This is a genomic window from Pseudonocardia sp. GCM10023141, assembly GCF_042653605.1.
In genome coordinates this window covers 1-24,118 of sequence record NZ_JBHSIR010000055.1, presented here as the reverse complement: position 1 = coordinate 24,118, position 24,118 = coordinate 1, and the positions used below count along the sequence as shown (strand labels likewise).

At 72.4% G+C, this 24,118-nt stretch carries 20 protein-coding genes; 6 read left to right on the top strand and 14 right to left on the bottom strand.

Annotated elements, in window-relative coordinates; translation table 11 throughout:
* The first annotated feature begins 123 nt into the window (after positions 1 to 123).
* The gene (locus tag ACFPFQ_RS29200) at positions 124 to 1,590 is read left to right on the top strand and encodes a hypothetical protein (RefSeq protein WP_379624507.1); all 1,467 of its coding nucleotides are present in this window, start codon (positions 124 to 126) and stop codon (positions 1,588 to 1,590) included.
* Positions 1,591 to 1,680: 90 nt separating this feature from the next.
* On the top strand, positions 1,681 to 2,715 hold the full coding sequence (locus tag ACFPFQ_RS29195; RefSeq protein ID WP_379624505.1) for a DNA polymerase IV: 1,035 nt from the start codon (positions 1,681 to 1,683) through the stop codon (positions 2,713 to 2,715).
* A 36-nt stretch (positions 2,716 to 2,751) separates the two neighbouring features.
* Here the strand turns inward: ACFPFQ_RS29195 and ACFPFQ_RS29190 are convergent, their stop codons facing one another.
* The 4 genes from ACFPFQ_RS29190 to ald form a co-directional block, all read right to left on the bottom strand.
* Positions 2,752 to 3,486 (bottom strand): cobalt-precorrin-6A reductase, encoded by a 735-nt coding sequence (locus ACFPFQ_RS29190; RefSeq protein ID WP_379624503.1) that lies wholly within the window; start codon positions 3,484 to 3,486, stop codon positions 2,752 to 2,754.
* A 13-nt stretch (positions 3,487 to 3,499) separates the two neighbouring features.
* Positions 3,500 to 4,264 (bottom strand): precorrin-6A synthase (deacetylating), encoded by a 765-nt coding sequence (cobF, locus tag ACFPFQ_RS29185; RefSeq protein ID WP_379624501.1) that lies wholly within the window; start codon positions 4,262 to 4,264, stop codon positions 3,500 to 3,502.
* 20 nt (positions 4,265 to 4,284) lie between these two features.
* Positions 4,285 to 5,337, bottom strand: a complete 1,053-nt coding sequence (locus ACFPFQ_RS29180) for a diacylglycerol/lipid kinase family protein (protein ID WP_379624499.1) — start codon at positions 5,335 to 5,337, stop codon at positions 4,285 to 4,287.
* Between the two features lie 363 nt (positions 5,338 to 5,700).
* Positions 5,701 to 6,819, bottom strand: coding sequence for an alanine dehydrogenase (gene ald, locus ACFPFQ_RS29175; RefSeq protein ID WP_379624497.1), 1,119 nt, complete (start codon positions 6,817 to 6,819; stop codon positions 5,701 to 5,703).
* A gap of 67 nt (positions 6,820 to 6,886) precedes the next feature.
* Here ald and ACFPFQ_RS29170 point away from each other — a divergent pair, with 67 nt between their 5' ends.
* On the top strand, positions 6,887 to 7,396 hold the full coding sequence (locus ACFPFQ_RS29170; RefSeq protein ID WP_379624495.1) for an Lrp/AsnC family transcriptional regulator: 510 nt from the start codon (positions 6,887 to 6,889) through the stop codon (positions 7,394 to 7,396).
* Positions 7,393 to 8,079 (top strand): CPBP family intramembrane glutamic endopeptidase, encoded by a 687-nt coding sequence (locus ACFPFQ_RS29165; RefSeq protein ID WP_379624493.1) that lies wholly within the window; start codon positions 7,393 to 7,395, stop codon positions 8,077 to 8,079. Before ACFPFQ_RS29170 ends, ACFPFQ_RS29165 begins: the two co-directional genes overlap by 4 nt.
* On the opposite strand, the gene ACFPFQ_RS29160 is transcribed toward ACFPFQ_RS29165, so the two are convergent.
* The 5 genes from ACFPFQ_RS29160 to ACFPFQ_RS29140 form a co-directional block, all read right to left on the bottom strand.
* Entirely contained in the window at positions 8,001 to 9,227 is a 1,227-nt protein-coding gene (locus ACFPFQ_RS29160) for a cysteine desulfurase-like protein (RefSeq protein WP_379624491.1), read from the bottom strand. The genes ACFPFQ_RS29165 and ACFPFQ_RS29160 overlap by 79 nt on opposite strands.
* Positions 9,228 to 9,288: 61 nt before the next feature.
* Positions 9,289 to 11,244 (bottom strand): hypothetical protein, encoded by a 1,956-nt coding sequence (locus ACFPFQ_RS29155; RefSeq protein WP_379624489.1) that lies wholly within the window; start codon positions 11,242 to 11,244, stop codon positions 9,289 to 9,291.
* A 529-nt stretch (positions 11,245 to 11,773) separates the two neighbouring features.
* Positions 11,774 to 12,370: a hypothetical protein gene (locus ACFPFQ_RS29150; RefSeq protein ID WP_379624487.1), complete on the bottom strand. Its 597-nt coding sequence runs from the start codon at positions 12,368 to 12,370 to the stop codon at positions 11,774 to 11,776.
* A gap of 216 nt (positions 12,371 to 12,586) precedes the next feature.
* Positions 12,587 to 13,870 carry a cytochrome P450 gene (locus ACFPFQ_RS29145; RefSeq protein ID WP_379625467.1) on the bottom strand — a complete coding sequence of 428 codons (1,284 nt, stop codon included), beginning with the start codon at positions 13,868 to 13,870 and terminating at the stop codon, positions 12,587 to 12,589.
* A 246-nt stretch (positions 13,871 to 14,116) separates the two neighbouring features.
* Positions 14,117 to 15,583, bottom strand: a complete 1,467-nt coding sequence (locus ACFPFQ_RS29140; RefSeq protein ID WP_379624485.1) for an amidase — start codon at positions 15,581 to 15,583, stop codon at positions 14,117 to 14,119.
* A gap of 61 nt (positions 15,584 to 15,644) precedes the next feature.
* On the opposite strand from ACFPFQ_RS29140, the gene ACFPFQ_RS29135 reads away from it, so the two are divergent.
* Together ACFPFQ_RS29135 and ACFPFQ_RS29130 are read left to right on the top strand one after the other, a co-directional pair.
* A complete protein-coding gene (locus ACFPFQ_RS29135) occupies positions 15,645 to 16,793 on the top strand; it encodes an NAD(P)/FAD-dependent oxidoreductase (protein ID WP_379624483.1) in 1,149 nt (382 codons plus the stop codon).
* A gap of 187 nt (positions 16,794 to 16,980) precedes the next feature.
* Positions 16,981 to 17,685 (top strand): universal stress protein, encoded by a 705-nt coding sequence (locus ACFPFQ_RS29130; RefSeq protein WP_379624481.1) that lies wholly within the window; start codon positions 16,981 to 16,983, stop codon positions 17,683 to 17,685.
* Here the strand turns inward: ACFPFQ_RS29130 and ACFPFQ_RS29125 are convergent.
* From ACFPFQ_RS29125 to ACFPFQ_RS29105, 5 genes are all read right to left on the bottom strand, one after another.
* Positions 17,663 to 19,132 (bottom strand): carotenoid oxygenase family protein, encoded by a 1,470-nt coding sequence (locus tag ACFPFQ_RS29125; RefSeq protein ID WP_379624479.1) that lies wholly within the window; start codon positions 19,130 to 19,132, stop codon positions 17,663 to 17,665. The two genes, ACFPFQ_RS29130 and ACFPFQ_RS29125, sit on opposite strands and share 23 nt — an antisense overlap.
* Before the next feature lie 104 nt (positions 19,133 to 19,236).
* A complete protein-coding gene (locus tag ACFPFQ_RS29120; RefSeq protein ID WP_379625465.1) occupies positions 19,237 to 21,180 on the bottom strand; it encodes an ABC transporter ATP-binding protein in 1,944 nt (647 codons plus the stop codon).
* Positions 21,181 to 21,278: 98 nt separating this feature from the next.
* A complete protein-coding gene (locus ACFPFQ_RS29115) occupies positions 21,279 to 23,015 on the bottom strand; it encodes an ABC transporter ATP-binding protein (RefSeq protein WP_379624477.1) in 1,737 nt (578 codons plus the stop codon).
* A 3-nt stretch (positions 23,016 to 23,018) separates the two neighbouring features.
* Positions 23,019 to 23,648, bottom strand: a complete 630-nt coding sequence (locus tag ACFPFQ_RS29110; protein ID WP_379624475.1) for a TetR/AcrR family transcriptional regulator — start codon at positions 23,646 to 23,648, stop codon at positions 23,019 to 23,021.
* Positions 23,649 to 23,739: 91 nt separating this feature from the next.
* Positions 23,740 to 24,105, bottom strand: a complete 366-nt coding sequence (locus ACFPFQ_RS29105) for a transposase (RefSeq protein WP_417715044.1) — start codon at positions 24,103 to 24,105, stop codon at positions 23,740 to 23,742.
* Positions 24,106 to 24,118 lie beyond the last annotated feature (13 nt).

Sequence of the window (24,118 nt, the reverse complement as noted above, 5' to 3'; positions counted from 1 at the left end):
GGATCACCAGTACCACCGGTAGCACGAAAACCGCTGTGGGCCCATCCTGAAGCGATCGGGATCGATGCAGGAGCGGCAGCCAGGGAAGGAACGAGAGCGCTGAAGACGACCCGCGGCCACGGCGTGGCTCGGGAGCTGCGGCACGGGCCGACGCTCCTGCTCCTGCTGTTCTGCCTGGCCGTCACGTTGCCGGCGACGATCGCGCTGACCCCGGCGCAGGAGATCGTCGCCTTCGGGCAGCACATCACGGTGGGCGCCCGCACGCCGACACCGACCGTGTCGGGCCCGTCCCGGCTCGTCCAGCTCGGCAACACCCCCATCGACGTGGACCGGCTCACCGTCTACGGGCCCCTGCGTCCGCAGATCACGATGGGCCCGGTGCAGCGCAACGCGGACGCCGCCGCGGTGTTCGACCCGAAGGCCGGACCGGCGGCCGCCGCGGCCGCCGTCGACGCCGTGACGGGCGGGTTCGCCGCCTGGTACCTCTGGGGCGGGCTCGGCCTGCTGGGTGCCACGTTGGTCGCGTCCGTCGCCGCGGCCGGCATCCGCACGCTCCTGGTGCTGCGCCGCCTCGGCCGGGGCGAGCCGGACACGCCCGCCCACCCGCTGGCCGAGGTCTGGTCGTCCTGCGTCCGCGCCGCCGGCCGGATGACGGTGCTCGCGGTCACCACGTCCGTGTTGGCCTGGGCCGCGTGCGGGGTGCTGGCCTACACCGGCGCCGTGCAGGGACTGCGCGGCGTCACGTCGCTGGCGCAGCTCGTCGGCGCCTACCACCTGTCCCCCGACCCGGCCGGGCCACCGGTCTCCGGCTACGCGGGCGCGGTGATCGGCGACTCGCGCGCCGTGCGGGTGGGAGGGCCACCGCTGCCGTCGGGCCGGGCCGACGACGACGCCTGCCAGCGCAGCAGCGACTCGCTCGCCGCCGAGATCGGCGACCTGACCGCCGGCAGGGTGCTCAACCTCGCCTGCCCGCTCGCCACCATCACCAGCGGGCTGCGCGGACCGCAGGACAGCAACGGGCAGGTCGTGCCGGCGCAGGTCGGCGTGCTCAAGCAGGTGCAGGGGCTGCGGTACGTCGCGGTCGTGATCGGGCCCAACGACGTGGGCTGGTCGGACTTCCTGCAGTACTGCTACGGCGTCGCCGACTGTTCCGACCAGCTGACGCAGGGCGAGTTCGGCTACCGTCTCGCGGCGTTCGACCGCGTCTTCGGCGACCTGCTCGTGGACCTCAACGACCTGCCCGGCCGGCCCCAGGTGATCATCACGACGTCCTACGCCCCGTTCGGGCCCGACGCCGACTGCCCCGACACGCGCTCCCCCGGGCACCCCGGACTGGACGCCGCCAAGATCGCGCTGCTGAACTCCCGCAACGAACAGCTCAACGCCGTGCTCAGCGCCGGGGCGGAGAAGTACGGCTTCGCCGTGGCCCGGCCCGGCCTGAGCCCGCTGTGCTCCGGGCACGGCCCCGACGGGCTGGGTCCCGACATCCAGGGCCTCGCCGACCCGTTCCCGTTCCACCCGACGGGGGTGGGGTCGCTGCGGATGGCCTCGTCGGTGGTGCGGCTGATCGATCCGAGCCGGGCGCGGTAGCGGCGCCCATCTCGCCGCCCACCTCGCCCTCAACATGTCAGGAGGGACGCCCTCCTGACGTCCCGGGGCGCGGCGCGGCACACTGTCCCGGTGGGGTACTGGGTGCTGCACGTCGACCTCGACCAGTTCATCGCCGCCGTCGAGGTGCTGCGCCGTCCCGAGCTCGCCGGCCTGCCGGTCGTCGTGGGCGGGCACGGCGACCCGACCCTGCGCGGCGTGGTGGCCACGGCGTCCTACGCCGCCCGTGAGCACGGGGTGCGCTCCGGGATGCCGCTGCGCACGGCGCTCAAGCGGATCCCCGACGCCGTGTTCCTCCCGGCCGACAACCCCGCCTACGAGGAGGCGTCCGAGGGCGTCATGGAGGTGCTGCGCTCCTTCGACGGTGCCACCGTCGAGGTGATGGGCTGGGACGAGGCGTTCGTCGGCGTCGACACCGACGACCCCGAGTCGCTCGCCACGGCGATCCGCGGCGCCGTGCTGGAGCGGACGGCGCTGCACTGCACCGTCGGCATCGGCGACAACCTGCTGCGCGCCAAGATCGCCACGGAGTTCGGCAAGCCCGGAACCGGGCCGGGCATGTTCCGCCTGACCGCCGACAACTGGTTCCCGGTGATGGGGCCCCGACCGACGCGGGCGCTGTGGGGCATCGGCGCCAAGACCGCGAAGAAGCTGGACGAGCGCGGGCTGCACACCGTCGCGGAGCTCGCGGCGGCCGACCCCGCCGCGCTCGCCGCCGACCTCGGGCCGGCCATGGGCCCCTACTTCGTGCAGCTGGGCCGCGGGCTCGGGCGCACCACCGTGTCCGGCACGCCGTGGGTGGTGCGCTCCCGCAGCCGCGAGACCACGTTCCAGGCCAACCTCGCCGACTGGGACGATGTGCGCAGCGAGGTCGTCGCGCTGGCCCGCCGCGTCACCGACGACGTGGTCGCCGAGGGCCGGCCCGCCGCCCGGGTGGGCGTCAAGCTGCGGTTCGCGCCGTTCACCACCCGCACCCGCAGCGCGACGCTGCCCGAGCCGACGTCGGACCCCGAGCGCATCGCCGAGGCGGCCGTGGCGGTGCTCGGGAAGTTCACCCCGGGCCGGGAGGTCCGGCTCATCGGGGTGCGGGCCGAGTTCGAGCGCTGAGTCGATCCGGCGCTGAGTCGATCGGTCGGGCGGGCCTCAGCCGCGCCGCGCCGCCAGCCAGCGCCGGGCCTCGCCCACCGTCCGGACCCGCTCGCCCGGCGGCAGCGGCGGGCGTTCCACCAGCACCACCGGCAGGCCCAGCTCGCGAGCGGCCACCAGCTTCGCGGCGGTGATCTCGCCGCCGCTGTCGCGGCTGACCAGCACGTCGATGCGGTGCTCCCGCATCAGTGCCCGCTCGGCGTCGGCCGTGAACGGGCCGCTGCGGACCATGACGAGCCGGTTCTGCGGCAGCGGGCCGACCAGTGGCGCTGCCGAGCGCATGAGGAACCACAGGTCGTCGAGCACCGCGAAGGCGTCGAGGCCGCGTCGCCCCGAGGTGAGGAAGACGCGCCTGCCCAGCTCCGGCAACACCGCGGCGGCGGCCGCCGGGTCGGGCACGCGCGTCCAGCGGTCCCCTTGGCTCTCGACCCAGCCGTCGCGATAGAGCAGCAGCAGCGGCAGGCCCAGCGCGGTGGTGGCGGCCACGGCGTTGGCCGTCATCCGCTCCGCGAAGGGATGCGTGGCATCGACGACGGCGTCGATGCGCCCGTCGCGCAGCCAGCCGGTGAACCCGTCGACGCCACCGAACCCGCCGATGCGCGCGTCGCCTGCCGGGAGCTCCGCCATCGGTGGGCGGGTGGCGAGCGTCGAGATCACGGTGTAGCCGCTGCTCTCCAGCGCCTCGGCCAGCTGGCGGGCCTCGCGGGTGCCGCCCAGGATGACGACGTTCACAGCAACACCCCCCTCACGACAGGCGCCTGCGCAGCAGGTAGGTGTCCATGATCCAGCCCTTTGCCGCGCGCCGGTCCGCCCGGATCCGGCAGATCTCGGCCTTGCGTTCCTGCAGGTCACCGGACACGAGCACCTCGTCGGCGGTGCCGAGGTAGGCGCCCCAGAAGATGTCGAGATCGGCGTCGGGAAGCTCGGCGAAGGCCGTGCGGCCGTCCAGCAGCACCACGGCGTCGTCGATGCCCGCCGGGATGCCGTCGGTGACCAGCCGCCGTCCGGTGGTCACCAGGAACGGGCGACCGATGCGGTTGAGCACGATCCGGTGGGCCGCCGCCAGCGCCTGGATGCTGGTGATGCCGGGGACCGACACGACCGCGATGTCGACCGCGGCGCCCACCGCGTCGAGGATGCGCAACGTGCTGTCGTAGAGCGCCGGATCACCCCACACGAGCAGCCCACCGGTGCCGCCGTCGGGCAGTTCGGTGGTGAGCAGCCCCGCCATGACCCCTTCACGGGTACCCAGCCAGTCGGCCACGGCGGTCTCGTAGCCCGGCACCCCACCCGGGTCGCGGTCACGATCGGGATCCGGGGCCGCGACCACCCGATGCTCGCGGGTGACGTGGCGGGCCAGCAGGTCCGACCGCAGCCCGGCGAGGTCAGCGGTGGCCGCGCCCTTGTCGAAGGTGAACCAGACGTCGACGCGGTTCATCGCCCCGATCGCCTGCAACGTCAGGTGCTCGGGGTCGCCCGCACCGATGCCGATGACGTAGATCGTGCGCACGGTGCGGACGTTATCCGGCGCTAGCTCCCGTTCGGGCCCGAGGTCGGCGCCGCGTCCGGAATCCGGACGACCAGCGCGCCCGGATCGACGCGCAACTGCAGCTCGGTGACCTCGCCGATGGGGTCACCGTCGATCTGTGAGAGCTGTGGCACATCGGCGGTGATCACGATCTTCTTCGCCTGCCAGTGCTCGACCCGTTCGTGGCCGCGGCTCTTGCGGGTGATCACGCGCAGGGCCACGGCGACCCAGCCGGCGACGCCCTTCGGGGCCAGGTTGACGATGTCGAGCACGCCGTCGTCGAGGGTGGCGGCGGGCATGAGCACCAGCCCGCCCAGCAGGGTGCCGCTGTTGCCGACCAGCACGGTGCGGGTGCGGCGCCGCAGGGGCGGCCCGTCGTCGAACGAGAGCGTGACGCGGGTGCGGCGGCCGCGCATCGCCCGCAGCCCCGAGATCACGTACGCCAGCGGCCCGACCCGGACCTTGAGCCGCTCCGGCGTGTTCTCCATGATCGCGGCGTCGAAGCCGGTGCCGGCCATCACGAGGAACACGTGCTCCTCCTCCGCACCGTCGACGCGCACCATCCCCACGTCGATGGCCCGATCGTCGCCGGTCAGTGCGACCCGGGTGGCCGCCACGACATCCAAGGGAGTGCCGAGCGTCTTGACCAGGAGGTTTCCGGTGCCCACCGGCACCAGGCCCATGGCCACCCGGGTGCCGACCAACGACTGCGCCGCCGCCCGCACGGTGCCGTCGCCGCCGCAGACGATCACGACGTCGGCACCCTTCTCGACGGCCTCCCTGGCCTGCCCGGTGCCGGGATCCTCCTGGGTGGTCTCCAGCCACAGCGGCGGCGCCCACCCCATCTCGGCGCAGACGCCCGTGATCCGCTCGCGGGTGTCGGACTCCACCTTGACGGGGTTGGCGACGACGGCCGGGATGGGCCGGTCCTCGGGGTCGGCCGCGAACGCGCCGGGGTGGCTGACGGGCTTGCGGCCACGCAGCAGCAACACGGTGATCCCGGCGATCAGCAGCACGGCGACCAGCAGCAGCACCCACCACCATTCGCCGGACACCCGGAAACCCTATGTGCGGGCACCGGCAGGGGCCCAGGCGGCTCAGCCGTGCGTGGCTGCCGTCGCGCGGCTGCCCTCAGGGAGCGGATGGTGGCGACGGGGTCTCAGGGGACCTCGTGGCTGCTCGCGCCACCTGCCCGACAGCCACATGGGCGGTCGGCGGCAGGTAGGACGCGCCGCCGACGTTGCAGGAAAGCCACCTTCCCGCAACGTCGTTGCGGGAAAGTGGCTTTCCTGCCATCGCCGCGCGACGGTGGCCTGCAACGAGAGCCCACCGCGCCCGGCGCGTGATCAACGACGACGGCGGCGCGGCCCGCAGAACGCGGACCGCACCGCCGTGGGCTCGGTCGGAATCGAAAGTGATCAGACCGTGGTCAGGGTGCCCGGCTCGGAGTACGGCAGGCCCAGGTCGTGGGCGACCTCGAGGCTCGTGAGCGCTCCGTGGTGGGTGGAGAGTCCGCCGGCCAGCGCCGGGTCGGCGGCGAGCGCGGCCTCCCAGCCGAGGTTGGCGAGCTTCAGGACGTAGGGCAGCGTCGCGTTGGTGAGCGCGTAGGTGGACGTGTGCGGCACCGCGCCGGGCATGTTGGCGACGCAGTAGAACACCGAGTTGTGCACGGTGTAGGTGGGGTCGGCGTGCGTCGTCGGGCGCGAGTCCTCGAAGCAGCCGCCCTGGTCGATCGCGATGTCGACGAGCACCGAGCCCGGCTTCATGCGGCTGACCAGCTCGTTGCTGACCAGGCGCGGGGCACGGGCGCCGGGCACCAGCACGGCGCCGATGACGAGGTCGGCCTCCAGGCAGGCGGACTCGAGCTCGTGGGCGTTGGACACCACGGTGCGGACGCGACCGGCGTAGCGGTCGTCGAGCTCGCGCAGCTTGTTGATGTCGAGGTCGAGCACGGTGACGTCGGCGCCGAGGCCCACGGCCATCGCGACGGCATTCTGGCCCGACACGCCGGCGCCGATGACGACGACCTTCCCGGGGCGGACGCCGGGGACGCCGCCGAGCAGCACGCCACGGCCACCGGCGGCGCGCATCAGCGCGCCGGCACCGGCCTGCGGGGCGAGGCGGCCCGCGACCTCACTCATCGGGGCGAGCAGCGGGAGCGAGCCGTCGGGGAGGCGGACGGTCTCGTACGCGATGGCGGTGGTGCCGGAGTCGAGCAGTGCCTGGGTGCAGGGCAGCGACGCGGCGAGGTGCAGGTAGGTGAACAGCACCTGGTCCCGGCGAAGGCGGTGGTACTCCTGCTCGATCGGCTCCTTGACCTTGAGCAGCAGATCAGCACTCGACCACACCTCGTCGGCGGTGTTGACGATGCGGGCACCGGCGGCCTCGTAGTCGGCGTCGGTGATGGAGCTGCCCAGGCCCGCGCCCTTCTCGACCAGGACGTGGTGTCCGGCCCGAGTCAGCTCGTGCGCCCCGGCGGGGGTCAACGCAACGCGGTACTCGTGGTTCTTGACCTCGCGGGGCACACCGATTCTCATGCCCTGAGAATGAAGAACCTACTGGTAGTATGCAACTCCTCCGCAGAAGATTCGCCAGAGGGGCAAGATGCCGCTACCACCTTCGGGAACCCGCCCTGCCCGGCCGCTCCTGCCGCAGGAAGTTCACCTTGATCAGATCGACCACGCGATCCTGCGCAGGCTGGTCGCCGACGCGCGTATCTCCAACAAGGAGCTGGCCGAGCAGGTGGGCATCGCGCAGTCCACCTGCCTGGCCCGGGTGAGGGCACTGCGCGAGAGTGGCGTGATCCGCGGTTACCACGCCGACATCGACCCGCGCGCGCTCGGCCACGACCTGCAGGCGATGATCGCCATCAGGCTGCAACCGCACGCGCGGGGCGCCATGGGCGATTTCGTCAGTGCGTTGAGCAGGCGACCGGAGGTGTTGGAGGTGTACTTCGTGGCGGGAGCCAACGACTTCCTCGTGCACGTGGCCACGGCCAGCACCGACGAGCTGCGGCACTTCGTCGGTGAGCACCTCAACCGGCTGCCCGCGATCGCCGGCACCGAAACCAACCTGATCTTCGAACACACCCGGTCCGCCGGACGCCGTGCATGACGCGCCGCCGGTACCTCCTCGCCGCGGCCGCCACGACCGGTACCGCACTGCTCGGGGCGTCGCTGGCCGCGCCCCGCGACTCGCGGGCCTTCTACGGCCTCACCACCGCCACCGCGGCCACCTGGGTGGTGAGCGCACGGGCGGCCGGCCCGGTGCCGCGCGGCAGCACGCAGTTGCTCGCTCCCGTCCTCACCGGTGCCGGCGCGTTCGGCGTTTTCTACGTCGGCGCGCTCGTCGCCCGCCGGATCCCGCCCCTGCGCCGGGCGCTGAAGGCGGTGCTCGGCTACGCGGGCGGCTCCGGCCCGCTGGTGCTGGCCGTGACGCTGGGCAGCGGCGCCGCCGAGGAGGTCTTCTTCCGCGGGGCCCTCTACGACGCGCTGCCCGACGGCACGAAGCTGCAGCAGTCGACCGCCGCCTACGTGCTGGTCACCGCGGCCACCGGCAACCCGGCGCTCGTGGCGGCGGCCGCCGGGATGGGCACGCTCTGGGGATGGCAGCGCCGCCGCAGCGGTGGCATCCAGGCGCCGTTGCTCACGCACCTGACCTGGTCGGCACTGATGCTGCACTTCCTGCCGCCCTTGTTCTACGACCGCCAGGGCGAGGGTCAGCCCGCGGTGGACTCCCCCGTCACGAAGTCGGTCAGGGCGGCCAGCAACCTGTCGACGTCGGCGCCGTCGACGTAGGGCGCGAGCCCGATCCGCAACGCCCCGGCGTCGCCGAGACCAAGGTGCCGCGATGCCTCGAGCGCGTAGAACGACGCCGCGGGGGCGTTGATGCCGCGCTCGGCGAGGAACTCGTACGCCGCCGCCTCCCGCCCACCCAGCCCGACCAGCAGCGTCGGCGTGCGCACCGCCGCCCGCGAGTACACCGTGACCCCCGCCAGCTCGGCCAGCCCGGCCTCGATCCGGGCGCGCAACCGATCCTCGTGCTGCTCCACCGCCGCCATCGACGCGAGCAGCCGCTCCCGCCTGCTCGCCGCGCCGTCGCGCGTGCCGGGCACCATCTCCGCCAGGAAGTCGACGGCCGCCCGGGTGCCCGCCAGCAGCTCGTAGGGCAGGGTGCCCAGCTCGAAGCGCTCCGGCACGACGTCGGACGAGGGCAGCAGCTTCTGCGGGTGCAGCGACTCCAGCAGCTCCGGCGCCGCCGCGACGACACCGCAGTGCGGGCCCAGGAACTTGTACGGCGAGCAGGCGTAGAAGTCGGCGCCCAGCGCGGCGACGTCGACGGCGGTGTGTGCGGTGTAGTGCACGCCGTCGACGTAGGTCAGGGCCCCCGCGGCATGGGCGAGATCGGTGATCGCCCGCACCGGCGGGCGGGTACCGATGAGGTTGGACGCGGCCGTGACCGCCACCAGCCGGGTACGCGGCGACAGCACGGCCACGATGTGGTCCTCGGTGAGCTCACCCGTGGCTGGGTCGAAGTCGGCCCACCGCACCGTGGCGCCCGCGTTCTGCGCCGCGATCACCCACGGCCGGATGTTGCCGTCGTGATCCAGCCGGGTGACGACGACCTCGTCGCCGGGACCCCAGCCCGCGGCCAGCGTGCGGGCCATGTCGAACGTCAACTGCGTCATGCTGCGGCCGAAGACGATGCCGCGCGGATCGGCGTTCAGCAGGTCGGCCATCGCGGCCCGCGCACCCAGCACGATGTCATCGGCGGTGCGCTCGGACCGGGTGACCCGGCCCCGGTTGGCCAGCGGCGACGTCAGCGTGGCGGCGACGGCCTCGGCCACCGTGTCGGGAACCTGTGAGCCGCCGGGGCCGTCGAAGTGGGCGAAACCCGCCTGCAACGCCGGAAAGTGCTTGCGGACGGATGCGACGTCGAAGATCACTGATCTCCCCGGGTCGGTGACGTGGTGGGTGCTCCCACCCTGTCACGCCCCGGGACCGGAATCACCAGGCTTCGGGGTCGAACGCGTCGCGCTCCGGTCGCGGCTGCTCCTTGGGCGGCTCCGCGCGGTGGCGGCCCTCACGCAACCCGCGCTGGTAGGTGCTGAGCCGATCCCGGATGCGATCGGGAACGCGCTCCGCCGGGCCGGCCTCGGGCTGCGAGCTGCGAGCTCGCGGCGGCGGCACCAGCTGCGTGCCCGGTCGGCGACGCGGGAGACCACCACCCGCGGTCTGCGGAGTCGGCTCGGGACGGGCGGCGCGCGCGGCCGCCTCCCGCCACTCGACGTCGCTCGGGGTCTCCCAGTCCAGCGGACCCATCGCGCCGGACCCCAGCGGATCGGACCCCAGCGGATCGGACCCCAGCGGATCGGACGCGCGGCCGCCCCCGGACCGCGCCGGCGGCAGTGCCGCGTCCTCCCGGAACCACGCCGACGCGATGGCCTCGAAGATCGGGGTGGCCACGACCTCCTCGGACGGGTCGTGGGCCAGGTCCAGCAACGGCCCGAACAGCTCGTCGACCGGGGACTGCTCGCCACGCGACGAGCCCGCCCACGCCGGGCCGGCGCCGCGGGCGTCCACCGCGGACCGACGGCTCCCGGCGCGACGGTTCTCGGTACCACGGTTCTCGGCGAGCAGCGCGTCACCCAGCGGCGACGCGGACACCGATGACTCCGTGCGTGGTGACGGGGTCGACGGGCGCGGGCGCAGCGCGGGCAGCGGTGGTGGCACCGACTGGGGCAACGACGGCAGGGGCAGCGGCTGGGAGTGCTGCAGCGGCACCGGCTGGGAGTGCTGCAGGGGCACCGGCCGGGAATGTTGCAGGGGCACCGGCTGCGAGTGCTGCAGCGGGGTGGGCTGGGAATGCTGGAGCGGGGTGGGCTGCGAGTGCTGCAACGGCACCGGCTGCGAATGCTGCAGCGGAGGTGGGGTGCTGGGCTGGTACGCGGCCGGCCGCGACGGCAGCGCCGGTGAGCGACCACCGTTCGCGCCGGGCTGGGGGCCGCCGCTGCCGAACCCGCCGACGTTGTTCTGGCCGTTGAACGGGAAACCGTTGGCCGAGCTGCCGTTGGCGGTGGCGGTGGCCGGGCTGCTGCCGGCCTGGCTGCTGGCCGGGCTGTCGGCGGCCGGGGTGCCGTTGCTGCCGTTGCTGTGCAGCGCACCGTTGGTACCGGCGCCGTTGCTGCCGGCGAGCGCGCGAGCGGACTCCTGGGCCGACGCGCCGCCGGCCCATGGCAGGCTGCGTTCCGGCTCGTCCGGCACGACGACCGCACCGGGAACGTGGATGCTGGCGACGAGCCCGGTGGTGACGTCGGGCAGCTGCAGGCCGAGCCCGCTGCGGGACCGCCCGGCGAGCCGTTGGGCGGCCTCGAGTGCCCGCCTGCCGCCGAGGCCCTCGGGGTCGTACCGGCCCGCACCCTCGGCGCGGATCTCCACCGCGATCCCCGACGGCGCCTCGGCACGGGTGGAGACATCGACGCGGGCGCCGGGGTACACGGCCGTGACGTGGTCGATGAGCTCGGCCACGACGTGCAGGAGCTCGGTGGCCGCCGCCGGGGAGATGCCACCGCCGGCCGGGGTGCGGACGTCGACGCGGCGCGATTCCTCCGCGGCAGCAGCCGCATCACCGAGCACATCGGCCAACCGTCGCGATCGGCCGCTGCGGACGCCCGGTTCCTGGCCGCTGAGCAGCAGCAGGCTCTCGGTGTCGCGGCGCATCCGCCGCCCGATCTCGAGGAGCTCGGCCAGACCGGGCGGCTCCGAGATCAGCGGATCGGACTGCATGCGGTCGAGCAGCCAGAGGTGCCGGTCGAGCCGGCCCTGCAGCCTGCGGGCGACACCGCCCTGCACGTCGTCGAGGGCATCCGACGACTGCCGGGCAGCCGGGTCCCTGCGACCGTTCGGTTCGAGGCGGCCGGCGATCGCCGAATCATCCTCGGACGCGAACATCCTGTCGGCCACCAGTAGGTCCTCTCGAGCGAGTCGATGCGACCACGCCCTTGCCCCCGGGCAGGATGCCGCGCGGGGGAACTGGCCTGCTGGGGAGCGGCGGCGGTCGCATGTCCTGGCGTGGCACGCTACCCGCCGGCGGCGAACTTCTTCGGCGGGTGGGCCGGGCTGCGCTCAGGACGCGGCTGGATGCGACGGACGGTGGGCGGTGCGTGTCCTGCGCCGGACGGTGCAACGGGCCGTCGCAGCGAGGCGTCCGTTCGACGCCGCGGTCGGCGACCAGCACCGGCGATCCGGCGATCCGGGCCACCTCCACGGCGCGTCGCCTTCCCTCGACACCCCCTGTGACCTGCGGCGCAGCGCCCACCGACTGGTAACATGACGCGGTCGGGCGATCACCGTTGGTGGTCACCGGCGACCCCGTCGAGCACCGCGCGCCGGACGTCAGCAGGGTGAGCGAGGCGGCGCGGAATGCGCGGCGGCCCCGCACCGGAGTCCGGTGCGGGGCCGCGTCACTGGGGAGCGTTCGTGCGGGGTTCGCTCAGAGAGCGAGGTGCAGCAGTGCACCGTCGAGCAGGCCGTGTGCGGGAGCCGCGGCGGTGTCGTCCGCGTGGTGCGCGCCGGACTGCTGGTGGTGGTGGGTGGTGGTCTCCTCGTGGGAGGTGAAGCTGTCGAGCCACCCGGTGGCCGACGAGTCACCGAACCCGTGCCCGACACTGGTCAGGCTGCTGACGCTGTGCTCGACGGTGCTGATCTGCGAGGCGTGCAGCAGCCCGTCGGCCGAGCCGAACGAGCTGGTCGAGCCGGTGAGGCCCGACAGCGTGTCGCCCAGGCCGAAGGCGGTGAGGTCCGGTGCGCCCGCCAGGTGGTCGGGAAGCACGGCCGCGGCCGACACCGGGCCGGCGTGGGCGACCGCGCCCAGCCCCGACAGCACGCCACCGTCGCCGTCGGCCAGCTGGAGATGGCCGGCGTCGACGCTGATCGGCGCGCCGCCGCCGACGAGGTTCAGCACGTACTGCGCGTCGACGTGGCTCAGGTCGTACTCGTTCAGGATCGCGGTCGGCTGCTGCAGGAAGACGTTGTGCAGCTCGCTGTTGTTCTGCAGCTCGCGGACGAAGGCGAGCAGATCCTCGGACAAGGGGGAACTCCGGTTTCTCTCATGGGGAGCGACCCGGTTGGGGAGCCCGGGGCCGTGAGCGAAAGCTAGAGCGGTGCCGCCATTCGGCGTAGGGGGAAGTCGCCGTATTCGATCAAGCCGGGGCCGGGAACCGCCCTCATTCCCCCTATGGAGTCCCCTAATGGGCCAATAGGGGCATGGTCATGACTACCGAACGGAGTCACAGCGCTGGGCTGTTCAGCCCAGGTCGGCGGGTGCGCCCAGGTCGATGGGGAGCCTGTCGATCCCATGGACGATGGAGCGCTTGCGGTAGCTCAACTCCTCGGGGGCGACCGCGAGCTTCATGTCCGGGAAGCGGCGCACCAGTGCCGGGAAGGCAGCGCGCAGCTCGATCTTCGCCAGCTCGGCGCCGACGCAGCGGTGGATCCCGAAGCCGAAGGCGACGTGGTGCACCGAGCCGCGGTGCGGGTCGAAGGTCTCCATGTCCGCGCCCAGCCGGGCGTCGCGATTGGCGCCGGTCAGCGAGCAGACGACGACGTCGCCCCGCTCGATGAGCGTGCCGCCGATCTCGATGTCCTCGCGCGCGAAGCGCGGGAACGCCACCTGCACCACGGTCAGGTAGCGCAGCAGCTCCTCCACGAACTTGTCGACGGCACCGTTGGTGGCGCTCTCCTCGTCGCGCAGCAGTGCCATCGCCGCGGGGTCCTGCAGGAGCAGCACGGTGCCCAGTGCCAGCATGCTCGTGGTGGTCTCCAGCCCGCCGGTGAGCAGGCCGTCGGCCAGGCCGGCGAGCTCCTGGTCGGTGAACTCGTCGCCGTGGTCGCGCACGAGCCTGCCCAGCAGGCCCTCCCCCGGTTCCCTGCGCTGCGCCTCGACGATCCCGCGCAGGTAGGGCAGCGAGTCGTTCACCGCGGCCAGTGACGCCTCGGCACCCTCCAGCATGTCGAAACGGGCGGTCGAGAGCCGCTGGAAGTCCTCACGGTCGGCGTAGGGCACGCCGAGCAGCTCGCAGATCGACAGTGACGGGATCGGTAGCGCGAACGCGGCCACCAGATCCACCGGCTCGGTGGCGGTGACGAGCGCGTCGATCGTCTCGGTGACGATCCCCTCGATCCGCGGCGCCAGCCGCGAGAGCCGCCTGCCGGTGAACTCCGGGGTGAGCACGCGACGCAGCCGCGTGTGCTGCGGCGGGTCGCTGAACCCCAGTCCACCCGGGTCCTGGTCCGCGTCGAACCCGGCGACGCCCGCGAGCTGACGGAAGTCGTTGCTGAAGGCAGCGGTGCCCCCCAGCACGGCCTTGGCCTCCTCGTACCCGGTGATCAGCCAGGCCCGGACGCCAAGCGGCAGCTTGATCCGCTCCACACCGCCGCGTTCGCGGTGCTCGGCCAGCTCCGCCACCGGCACCAGCCCGTCGCGCTTGAGCGGCATGAGCGCCGAGTCGGGCAGCAGCGACAGCTTCGCCGACGACAGCCCCCCGCCACCCCCGCCACTGAACGCCCGGCGCGCGATCAGAGCGATGATCCTCGACCGGACGGCCCGCCACGGCCGCGTCAGCGAACTGGTTCCCAACGTCACGCGACCCCCACGTCCAGCGCTCTGCACGTTGTCGTTTCCGAGTTGCTTACCGCCTGTCACGCCCCGATTCTGGCCCCTCGTCCGTTCTCGGCTCACGCCGCCATCGTCCCCGGCCCCGAGACCACGCGATCGGGGCTCCGACGTGGGCCACACGTGAGTGCCGTCACGTGTCGACCCGGTGCTCCCGGATGATCACTCACCGGAGTCGGATCGCGGATCGACGGGACGGGGTGGCGGCACCCGGTGCACCCACCGCGTCGCGGTCTCGTACGCCTTGCCCCACCGCAGGACGTCGAGATCGGCCCCCGGCCGTCCGATCAGCTGCACCCCGGTGGGCAGCCCGCGCGGGTCGAACCCGGCCGGCATCCCGAGCGCGGGCGTGCCGGCGAGCGACCACGGCGACACCGTCTCCATCCAGCGGTGGTAGCTGTCCATCGGTCGCCCGCCCACCTCGGCGGGCCACGGCGTCGTGGCGGTGAACGGGAACACCTGTGTGCTCGGCGCGAGCACGGCGTCGAACCGGTCGAAGAAGGCCCGGACCTGCACGAACCACTCCTCGCGCGCGGTCATCGCCCGGTGGATGTCGAGCCCGGTCAGCCGCAGCCCGTTCTCGATCTCCCAGACGATCTCGGGCTTGAGCGCGGCCCGGTCGGCGAGCAGCGGTTCCAGCGCCAGCGCGTTCCACCACCGCCACACCAGCATCGTCTGCCACAGCTGCGCGAAGTCGACGGCCGGCACCGCCTCCTCGACCACGGCCCCGAGGCTCTCGAACACCCCCGCGGCCGCCCGCCCGAGCTCGAGCACCCCCGGCTCGGTGGCGAGATGGCCGTCGAGGTCACCGACCCACGCGACGCGCAGCCCGCGCACGTCGGCGTCGAGGGGCCCGGCGAACCGCGCCGGATCGTCGGTGCGCCCCAGCGGCGAGCCGGGATCGGGTCCGGCCAGGACGGCAAGCAGCGCCGCCACGTCGTCGACGCTGCGCCCCATCGGCCCGACCTCACCCAGCTGCGCGACGAAGCCGGGGCCGGGCACCCGGCCGACCGAGGGCCGCAGTCCCAGCACGTTGCAGAACGCCGAGGGGTTGCGCAGCGACCCCATGTAGTCGCTGCCGTCGGCCACCGGCAGCATCCGGGTCGCCAGCGCCGCAGCCGCCCCGCCGCTGCTCCCGCCGACCGTGCGCGTGCGGTCGTACGGGTTGACCGTGGTGCCCCACACCGGGTTGTAGGTCTGGGAGCCGAACCCGAACTCGGGCGTGGTGGTCTTGCCGATGATGATCGCGCCCGCCGCGCGCATCCGCCGCACGTGCAGCTCGTCGGTGACACCGATGCGGTCGCGGTGCAGCGGCGAGCCCGCCGTCCAGACCAGCCCGGCCGCCTCGGAGAGGTCCTTCACCGCGACCGGCAGCCCGTGCAGCCAGCCGGCCCGCTCGCCCCGCGCCAGCCGCGCGTCGCTGGTGTGGGCCTCGGCGAGCACATCGTCGCGTTCGCGCAGCCCGACGATGGCGTTCACCTGCGGGTTCACCGCGTCGATGCGGTCGAGGAACGCCGTGTTGACCTCCACGCACGACACCTCGCGTCGCTCGATCAGCCCGGACAGCTCGGTGGCGTCGAGCTCGACGAGATCGGGGGTGGTGACATCGGAGACCCTGCGCGAAACCATGCCGCCATCATGACCCGCCGTCTGCCACGCTGGCCGGAGGCGACGCCGAGGGGGCATCGGAGTGCGGGACGAGCGGGCCGGCGTGGTCATCATCGGCGGCGGTGTCATGGGCGTGAGCGCCGCCTTCCACCTCGCCGAGGCCGGCGTGCCCGACGTCGTGCTGCTGGAGCGCGACGCGCTGGGCTCGGGCTCCACGTGCAAGGCCGCAGGCGGGGTGCGGGCCCAGTTCTCCGACAGCGTCAACATCGCGCTCGGCAAGCGCAGCCTGGAGGCGTTCGGGCGGTTCGGCCACCGGCCCGGCGGGGAGATCGACCTGCACCGGGTCGGCTACCTGTTCCTGCTCGACACCCCCGGGAGCGTCGCGGCGTTCGAGCATGCCGTGGTCCTGCAGAACAGGCTGGGCGTACCCAGCCGCATGCTCGCGCCCGACGAGGCGCAGCGGCTCTCGCCGCTGATCGACCCCACCGGGCTGCTGGCTGCCGCGTACTCGCCCACCGACGGGCACTGCACGCCGGAGGCCGTGGTGCTGGGCTACGCGAGCGCCGCCCGGCGCCGCGGGGCCCACCTGCACACCGGCCGCGCGGCCACCGGCATCCGGGTGACGGGCGGCGAGATCGTGGCCGTCGAGACCGACGCCGGGCCGATCGCGACCGACACCGTGATCTGCACCAGCGGTGCCTGGGCCCGTGAGGTGGGCGGCTGGGTCGGCGTCGAGCTGCCCGTCACACCGCTGCGCCGCCAGATCGTCGTCACCGAGCCCGTGCCGGACCTGCCCGCCGACCTGCCGATGACGCTGGACCTCAGCAGCACCTTCTACTTCCACCGCGAGGGCGCCGGGTTGCTCGTCGGGTTGTCCGATCCCGATGAGCAACCCGGGTTCGACGTGGCGCTCGATGACGCCTGGTTCCCCCGGCTCGGCGCGATGATCGAGCGCCGGGCGCCGCGGCTGCTCGACGTCGGGGTCGCGAGCCGCTGGGCCGGGCTCTACGAGATGACCCCCGATCACAACGCCCTGATCGGTGAGGCACCGTCGGTGAGCCGGTTCCTCTACGCCACCGGCTTCTCCGGGCACGGGTTCCTGATGGGGCCCGCTGTGGGCGAGGTCCTGCGCGACCTCGTGCTGGGCGCCGAGCCGTTCGTCGACATCACCCCGCTCGATGCCGGGCGGTTCGCCGCGGCGGCGACGCGTCCGGAACTGCACGTCATCTGATGGGCTCGCCCCCAGCCCACCACCCTGAGCTGGGAAACCCACCCCCGGTGTAGCGGCGAGATGACGGCGTGTAACAGTCACGCGTCCGATCCCCCGGGTCCGGGTGAACAGCCTCCGACAGCCTTGCCCTCGCCTTTCGGACGGGGCACGCTGTCGGGCCGGGGATCCCCGCGAAAGGGAAACAGTCATGGGCTTCGGCAGCTCCGCGCTCGCTCGTCCGACCAGCGACGACCCGCAGCACCTCGAACGGCTCGGCCGCGTCGTGCTGGTCGATCGCCCCGAGGCCCCGAACCCGGGCTGGGTCGCGGCGTGGTGCGGCGACGTCGGCTACGAGCTCGTGCGCACGCCAGCGGTCCCCGACGCGCTGCTCGACGGCGGCCCGCACGGCGATGCCTGGCCCGAGGTCGCGATGCAGCTTGGCGCGCTGAGCGCGGCCGGCAGCTCGGTGCTGCTGCGCCGCACGGCGCTGCACGAGCGACACGGTATGCGCGTCGTGGCCGCCATCAACGACCTCACCGACGACGAGACGGTGCTGACCGAGGCCGTCGCGTGCGCCACCGCGCTGGGCGCGTCACTGGAGCTGGTGCACGGCGTGCCGCTCTCGTTCGGGGAGCGCAGCGTCGGCCTCGACGACGCCGTGGGCCGCGGGCTCGCGCTGCTGCAGTCGGGACGCGAGTACCTGGCAGGCCTTGCGGGAGCCACGGCCACCGGCATCTCCACCCGGCTGCTGCGCGTGCGCCCGCACGAGCTGGTCAACGAGCTGCTCGACGCCGACCTGCTCGTCGTCGGTGGCGCCCGCACCGAACCGGCAGGCCGGCTCGGGCTGGTGGCGCTCAGCGCCATGCAGCACGCGCCCTGCCCCGTGCTGCTCACCCCCCGCCGGCCTCGCTGACGCTCGCTGCAGCACCGCGCCCGGCAGTCGCGGCCACCCGGCGGGTGAACAGGCCGTGGAACCCCAGCGGCACCGTGAAGGGCAGGTGCAGCACCGCCATCGGCTCACGCTCCAGGTCGCGCGCGTCGAGCACCACGAGCTTCGTGCGCCGTTCCCGCTGATCGATCGCCATCGCCAGCAGCCAGCCGTCGTCCTCGGCCGTATCGCCCGAGCGCGGCACGAACAGCGCCTCGCCGAAGCTGTGGCCCGGCATCCGGTGCGCGGTGCTGCGCCCGGACCCGTTGTCGATCTTCATGATGGCGTCGTAGTGCGGCCCCTCGACCCGGCCGGCGAGGTAGCCGAAGCGGTTGCTGCGGCCGGTGCGCCGCGGGTCGAGCTGGGGGAACTCCGACGGGACGGCCAGCAGCTCCTGCTCGACGACCCGGCCGCCGGGCGTGATCCGGTAGCGCATCAGCCTGCTGTCGGGCAACGTCTCGTGCTCGCGGATGTGGCCGAGGGCCCGGGTGACCCGGTGCCAGTCGGGCCCGAAGTGCACCAGGTCCACGACCACGTCGCCACCGTCGTCGAACGCGTTGCCGAGGTGGAAGTGCAGCAGCGCCTCGTGCTCCACGATCCGGGGCCTGCCACCGGCGCGGGGCACCAGCAGGAACCGGGTGCCCCGGCGGGGCCGGTAGCTCAGCGCCTCGAGGTAGGAGCAGCTCGACAGCACCAGCTTGCGGATGTCGGGCAGGATCGGGTCGAGGACGAAGACCAGGTGGGTGTCGGTGAGTGCCATGTCGTGGTTCCACGGCAGGTCCAGCAGGGGCACCCTCGCGACCTGGCGCGTCCGTCCGGCCCGGTCGGTGCGGTAGCAGCGGATCTGCGGGCGCGGGAGCAGGTCCAGCCCGAAGTTGAACATCTCGCCGGTGCGCGGGTCGGTCTTCGGGTGCGCCGAGAACGCGCCGATCCACTTCAGCGTGCCGCCGAAGTCCTCCGTTCCCAGCGTCTCGAGGGTGTCGAGGTCGAGGCGGTGCGGTCGGCCCAGCTCCCACAGCGCCAGCAGCTCCCCACCGTGGCGCACGACACCGGTGTTGGCGACGTTGGTGGGCATCCGCAGCAGGTTCGCCAGCCGGCCCCCGGGACGCATCGTGCCGAGCCCGCGGTGGACGATCCGGCTGGAGCGCTGCCCGTGGCGGAACTGCGGCGTGCGCACGTAGCGGTTGCGGAAGTGCGCCCGGCCGCCGTCGAGCGTGAACCGCGAGACCATGCCGTCGCCGTCGAGGATGTTGTCCAGCATCGTGGCGCCGACCTGCAGCTTCCCCGGCCCGATCCGGTAGAGCGTGCCGCTGAGCTCCCGCGGCAGTGCACCGTCGATCTGCTCGATCTCCAGGTCCAGCTCCCGCAGCAGCGGGTCGGCGAGGCCGAAGCCGACCAGCGGTGCCGACGACGGGTCGTCCAGAACGGTCACGTGCACGCTCCCCCGAGCCCACCTTCACCCTTCCGGGTGACGGTAGTGCTCGGGGGAGCAGAACGGGCGCCGTTGTCAGCAAGCGCTCACAGCGGGATGGGCGGCTACTCCGATCCCGCTCCGGCCGCGGCGAACTGGGAGTTGTAGAGCCGGTAGTAGGCGCCCTGGGCGGCGAGGAGCTCCTCGTGGGTGCCCTGTTCCACGATGTCGCCGGACTCCATGACGAGGATCAGGTTGGCGTCCCGGATCGTGGAGAGCCGGTGCGCGATCACGAAGCTGGTGCGATCCGAACGCAGCGCCGCCATGGCCCGCTGCACCAGCACCTCGGTGCGGGTGTCCACCGAGCTGGTGGCCTCGTCGAGGATCAGCAGCGACGGGTCGGCGAGGAATGCGCGCGCGATCGTGATGAGCTGCTTCTCCCCCGCGCTGACGTTGCTGCCCTCCTCGTCGATCACCGTGTCGTAGCCGTCGGGCAGGCTGCGCACGAATCGGTCGACGTAGGTGGCCCTGGCCGCCGCGAGCACCTGCTCCGAGGTGGCTTCGGGGTTGCCGTAGGCGATGTTGTCGCGGATCGTGCCGCCGAACAGCCACGTGTCCTGCAGCACCATGCCGATCCCGGAGCGCAGGTCGGCGCGGTCCATCTTCGCGATGTCGACCCCGTCGAGGGTGATCCGGCCGCCGTCGAGCTCGTAGAACCGCAGGATCAGGTTCACGAGCGTGGTCTTGCCGGCACCGGTCGGGCCGACGATGGCGACGGTCTGCCCGGGCTCCGCGGTCAGCGACAGGTCGTTGATCAACGGCGTCTCGGGCAGGTACCGGAACGCCACGTGCTCGAAGCGGACGCGGCCGCGGCGGTCGGTGCGCACCGCCGGGACCTCCGGGTCGGGGCTCTGCTCCGGCGCGTCGAGCAGCTCGAACACCCGCTCCGCCGAGGCGATGCCCGACTGCAGCAGGTTGGCCAGCGACGCCGCCTGCGTCAGCGGCTGGGTGAACTGGCGCGAGTACTGGATGAACGCCTGGACGTCACCGAGGCTGAGCGCACCCGAGGCCACCCGCAGCCCGCCGAACACGGCCACGGCCACGTAGTTGAGGTTCCCGATGAACATCATCGACGGCATGATGATGCCGGACACGAACTGCGCCCGGAAGCTCGCCTGGTAGAGCTCCTCGTTCTTGTCCTCGAAGCTCTTCTCGACCTCGCCGCGGCGACCGAACACGCGCACCAGCTCGTGCCCGGTGAACGCCTCCTCGATCTGGCCGTTCAGTGCGCCGGTGTGACGCCACTGGGCCACGAACTGCTTCTGCGACCGTTTCGCGATCGCCTTGGTCATCCACAGCGACACCGGGATCGTCACGATCGCGATGATCGACAGCAGCGGCGAGACCAGCAGCATCATCAGCAGCACGCCGATCACCGACAGCACCGAGGTGAGCAGCTGGCTCATCGTCTGCTGCAGGCTCTGCGAGACGTTGTCGATGTCGTTGGTGACGCGGGAGAGCACCTCACCGCGCTGCTGGCCGTCGAAGTAGCGCAGCGGCAGCCGGTTCATCTTGTCCTCGACGTCGCGGCGCAGGTGGTAGACCGTGCGCTGGACGATGCCGTTGAGCAGGTAGCTCTGCAGCCAAGCGAACACCGATGACGCCACGTAGACGCCGATGACCAGCAGCAACACCCCGGCGACGGCCGCGAAGTCGATGCCCATCCCGGGGATCACGTGCTGGGCCAGGATGATGTTGGCGATCGCGTCGTTGCCCGCGGCGCGGGCACCCGCCGCCGCCTGCTCGGCCGTGACCCCGGGCGGGAGCTGCCGCCCGATGACGCCCGAGAAGATCAGGTCGGTGGCCCCGCCGAGGATCTTCGGGCCCAGCACGTTCAGCGCCACGCTGATGACGCCCAGCACGACCACGACGATCACGCCGAGCCGCTCGGGCGCCAGCCGCTGCACCAGCCGCCTGGCCGACGGGCCGAAGTTGGACGCCTTCTCCGCGGGCTGTCCCATCCCGGCCCAGGGGCCGCCCTGCCCGCTGCTGCGGCGCGCGACGGCCATCCCCCGTGCCGCCTTGACGGTCTCGCTGTCCTGCTTCGGGGCACCGCCGTTGTCGCCGGGGACGACGGCGGTGGATCCGCTCGTGGGTCCGGACTCGGTCATGCTGCTGCTTCCTCTGCACTGAGCTGGGACTCGACGATCTCGACGTAGGTCGGGCACGCGGCCAGCAGCTCGTCGTGGCGGCCGATGCCGACGACGAGCCCGCCGTCGAGCACGATGATCTGGTCGGCGTCGGCGATGGTGGACACGCGCTGGGCGACGATCACCACGGTCGCGTTCGCGGTGACCGGCTTGAGCGCGGCGCGCAGCCGGGCGTCGGTGGCCAGGTCGAGCGCGGAGAACGAGTCGTCGAACAGGTATATCTCGGGTTGGCGCACCAGCGCCCTGGCGATGGCGAGCCGCTGGCGCTGCCCGCCGGAGACGTTGGTGCCGCCCTGGGAGATCGGCGACTCCAGCCCCTCGGCCATGGCCTGGACGAAGTCCTTGCCCTGCGCGATCTCCAGCGCGTGCCAGAGCTGCTCGTCGGTGGCGTCCGGGTTGCCGTAGCGCAGGTTGCTGGCCACGGTGCCGGAGAACAGGAAGGGCTTCTGCGGCACCAGCCCGATGCGGCTCCACAGGTCCTCGGGGTCGAGCCGACGCACGTCGACGCCGTCGACGGAGACGGTGCCGCTGGTGGCGTCGAACAGGCGCGGCACCATCGACATCAGCGTCGTCTTCCCGGCCCCGGTGCTGCCGATGATGGCCGTGGTCTGCCCGGGCCGCGCGGTGAAGGCGATGTTGCACAGCACCGGTGCCGCCGCCCCGGGGTACTGGAACGTCACGTCGTCGAACTGGAGCAGGCCCTGGCGGTGCAGTGGCGTGACCGGGGCGGCCGGCACGTCCACCGACGACTCGGTGTCGAGCACCTCGGCGATCCGGTCGGCGCAGACCGCGGCGCGCGGGATCATGATCGCCATGAAGGTGGCCATCATGACCGCCATGAGGATCTGCAGCAGGTAGGCCAGGAACGCGGTGAGCGCGCCGATCTGCATCTCGCCGGCGTCGATGCGGTGCGCGCCGAACCACAGGACCGCGACGCTGGAGACGTTGAGCACGAGCATGACGATCGGGAAGATCAGCGCCTGCAGCCGGCCCGCGTTGGTGGCGACCGCGGTGACGGCGACGTTGGCCTCGTCGAACCGCGCCGTCTCCTGCGGTTCGCGGACGAACGCCCGCACCACCCGGATGCCCGTGATCTGCTCGCGCAGCACGCGGTTGATCGTGTCGATGCGGACCTGCAGCTTGCGGAACTGCGGGACCATGCGCACGATCACCAGGCCGATGGCGATGATCAACACCGGCACCGCGACGACCATCAGCCAGGACAGCCCCACGTCCTCGCGCAGCGCCATGATCACGCCGCCGACGCACATGATCGGCGCGGCCACGAGCATCGTGGCCGAGGTCAGCACGAGGATCTGCACCTGCTGCACGTCGTTGGTGGTGCGGGTGATCAGCGACGGGGCGCCGAACTTGTTGACCTCGCGCGCGGAGAACTCGCCGACGCGGTGGAAGATCGCCGAGCGCAGGTCGCGGCCGAACCCCATCGACGAGCGGGCGCCGAAGTAGACGGCGACGATCGAGCAGGCGATCTGCAGCAGCGTCACCAGCAGCATCCAGCCGCCGGCACCCAGGATGTAGCCCGTGTCGCCCTTGGCGATGCCCTGGTCGATGATGTCGGCGTTGAGGCTGGGCAGGTACAGCGACGCCATGGTGCCGATCAGCTGCAGCACCACGACGATCAGCAACGGGCGGGTGAACGGCTGCAGGTAGGTGCGCAGCAGGCGGACGAGCATGGGTCAGTCCTCGGTGGGTGGGTGGGGCGCCCGACCGTTGGGCCGCGTGCCGGGTGGTGGCAGTTCGGGGTGGCTCGCCAGTCCGTCGAGCAGGACCGACACGATCTCCGTGGCCGTGAGCGGGTGCCCGTCGGAGATGTGCGGGTGGGTGGCGGAGAAGACCAGGAGCCGCATGATGTGGGCCAGCTGGGCGGCAGGCACCCGCAGCTGGTCGGTGTCGGGTCCGATCAGGTCGACGATCGCGGCATGGAACTCGCTGTTGATCTCGTCGTTGTTGCGGTGCTGGGCCGACCGGACGTGCTCGGGCGGCGGGCCCTTGAGCCGGAGGGCATCGAGCAGGTTGAACACACCGGACAGCCGGCCCTGCATGACCTCGACGCACGCCACGAGCCGCTGCCGCAGTACCAGCCCGCGATCGACGGACTTGAGTTCACGCAGGGTGTCGTCGGGATCCATGGCAGCGCCGACCACCGCCCACAGCAGGGCCTCCTTGTCAGGGAAGACCCGGAACAAGGTGCCCTCGGCGACGCCTGCGGCGTCGGCGAGCTGGCGCGTGGAGACGTCCAGGCCGTGCTCGAGCACCAGTGGCAGGCTGGCCGCGATGATGGCCGCACGACGCTGCTCCGGCGCCATCCTGCCTGCTCGACGCGTCCTCGTGGCCATGGTCGCCGAAGATAATGAGTTGGCGCTCACTAAGCAAATCGATTAGAGCCTGTCCCGTGGATCATGGAACAGGGTCGCGTAGCCAGATCCGGATCGATGCAACGTCGATGGTTCCGCGGAACATGTAGTCGCGCTTGTCGTAGCGAGTGGCCACGGCGCGGTGGCCTTTGAGCTTGTTGATCGCACGCTCGACGACGTTGCGCTGCTTGTAGCTCTCGGCGTCGAAAGCTGGCGGCCGGCCTCCGCTGCGGCCACGGCGGAGCCGGTTCTTCACTTGATCGGAGGGTTCCGGGATGGTCGCGGTGATGCGGCGTCGTCGCAGGTGAGCCCGGATGGCCCGGTTGGAGTAGGCCTTGTCGCACAGGACCCTTCCGGGTCGGGTGCGGGGCCGACCACGCCCGCGGCGACGGATCCGGATCCCGGCCATGACCGGCTCGAAG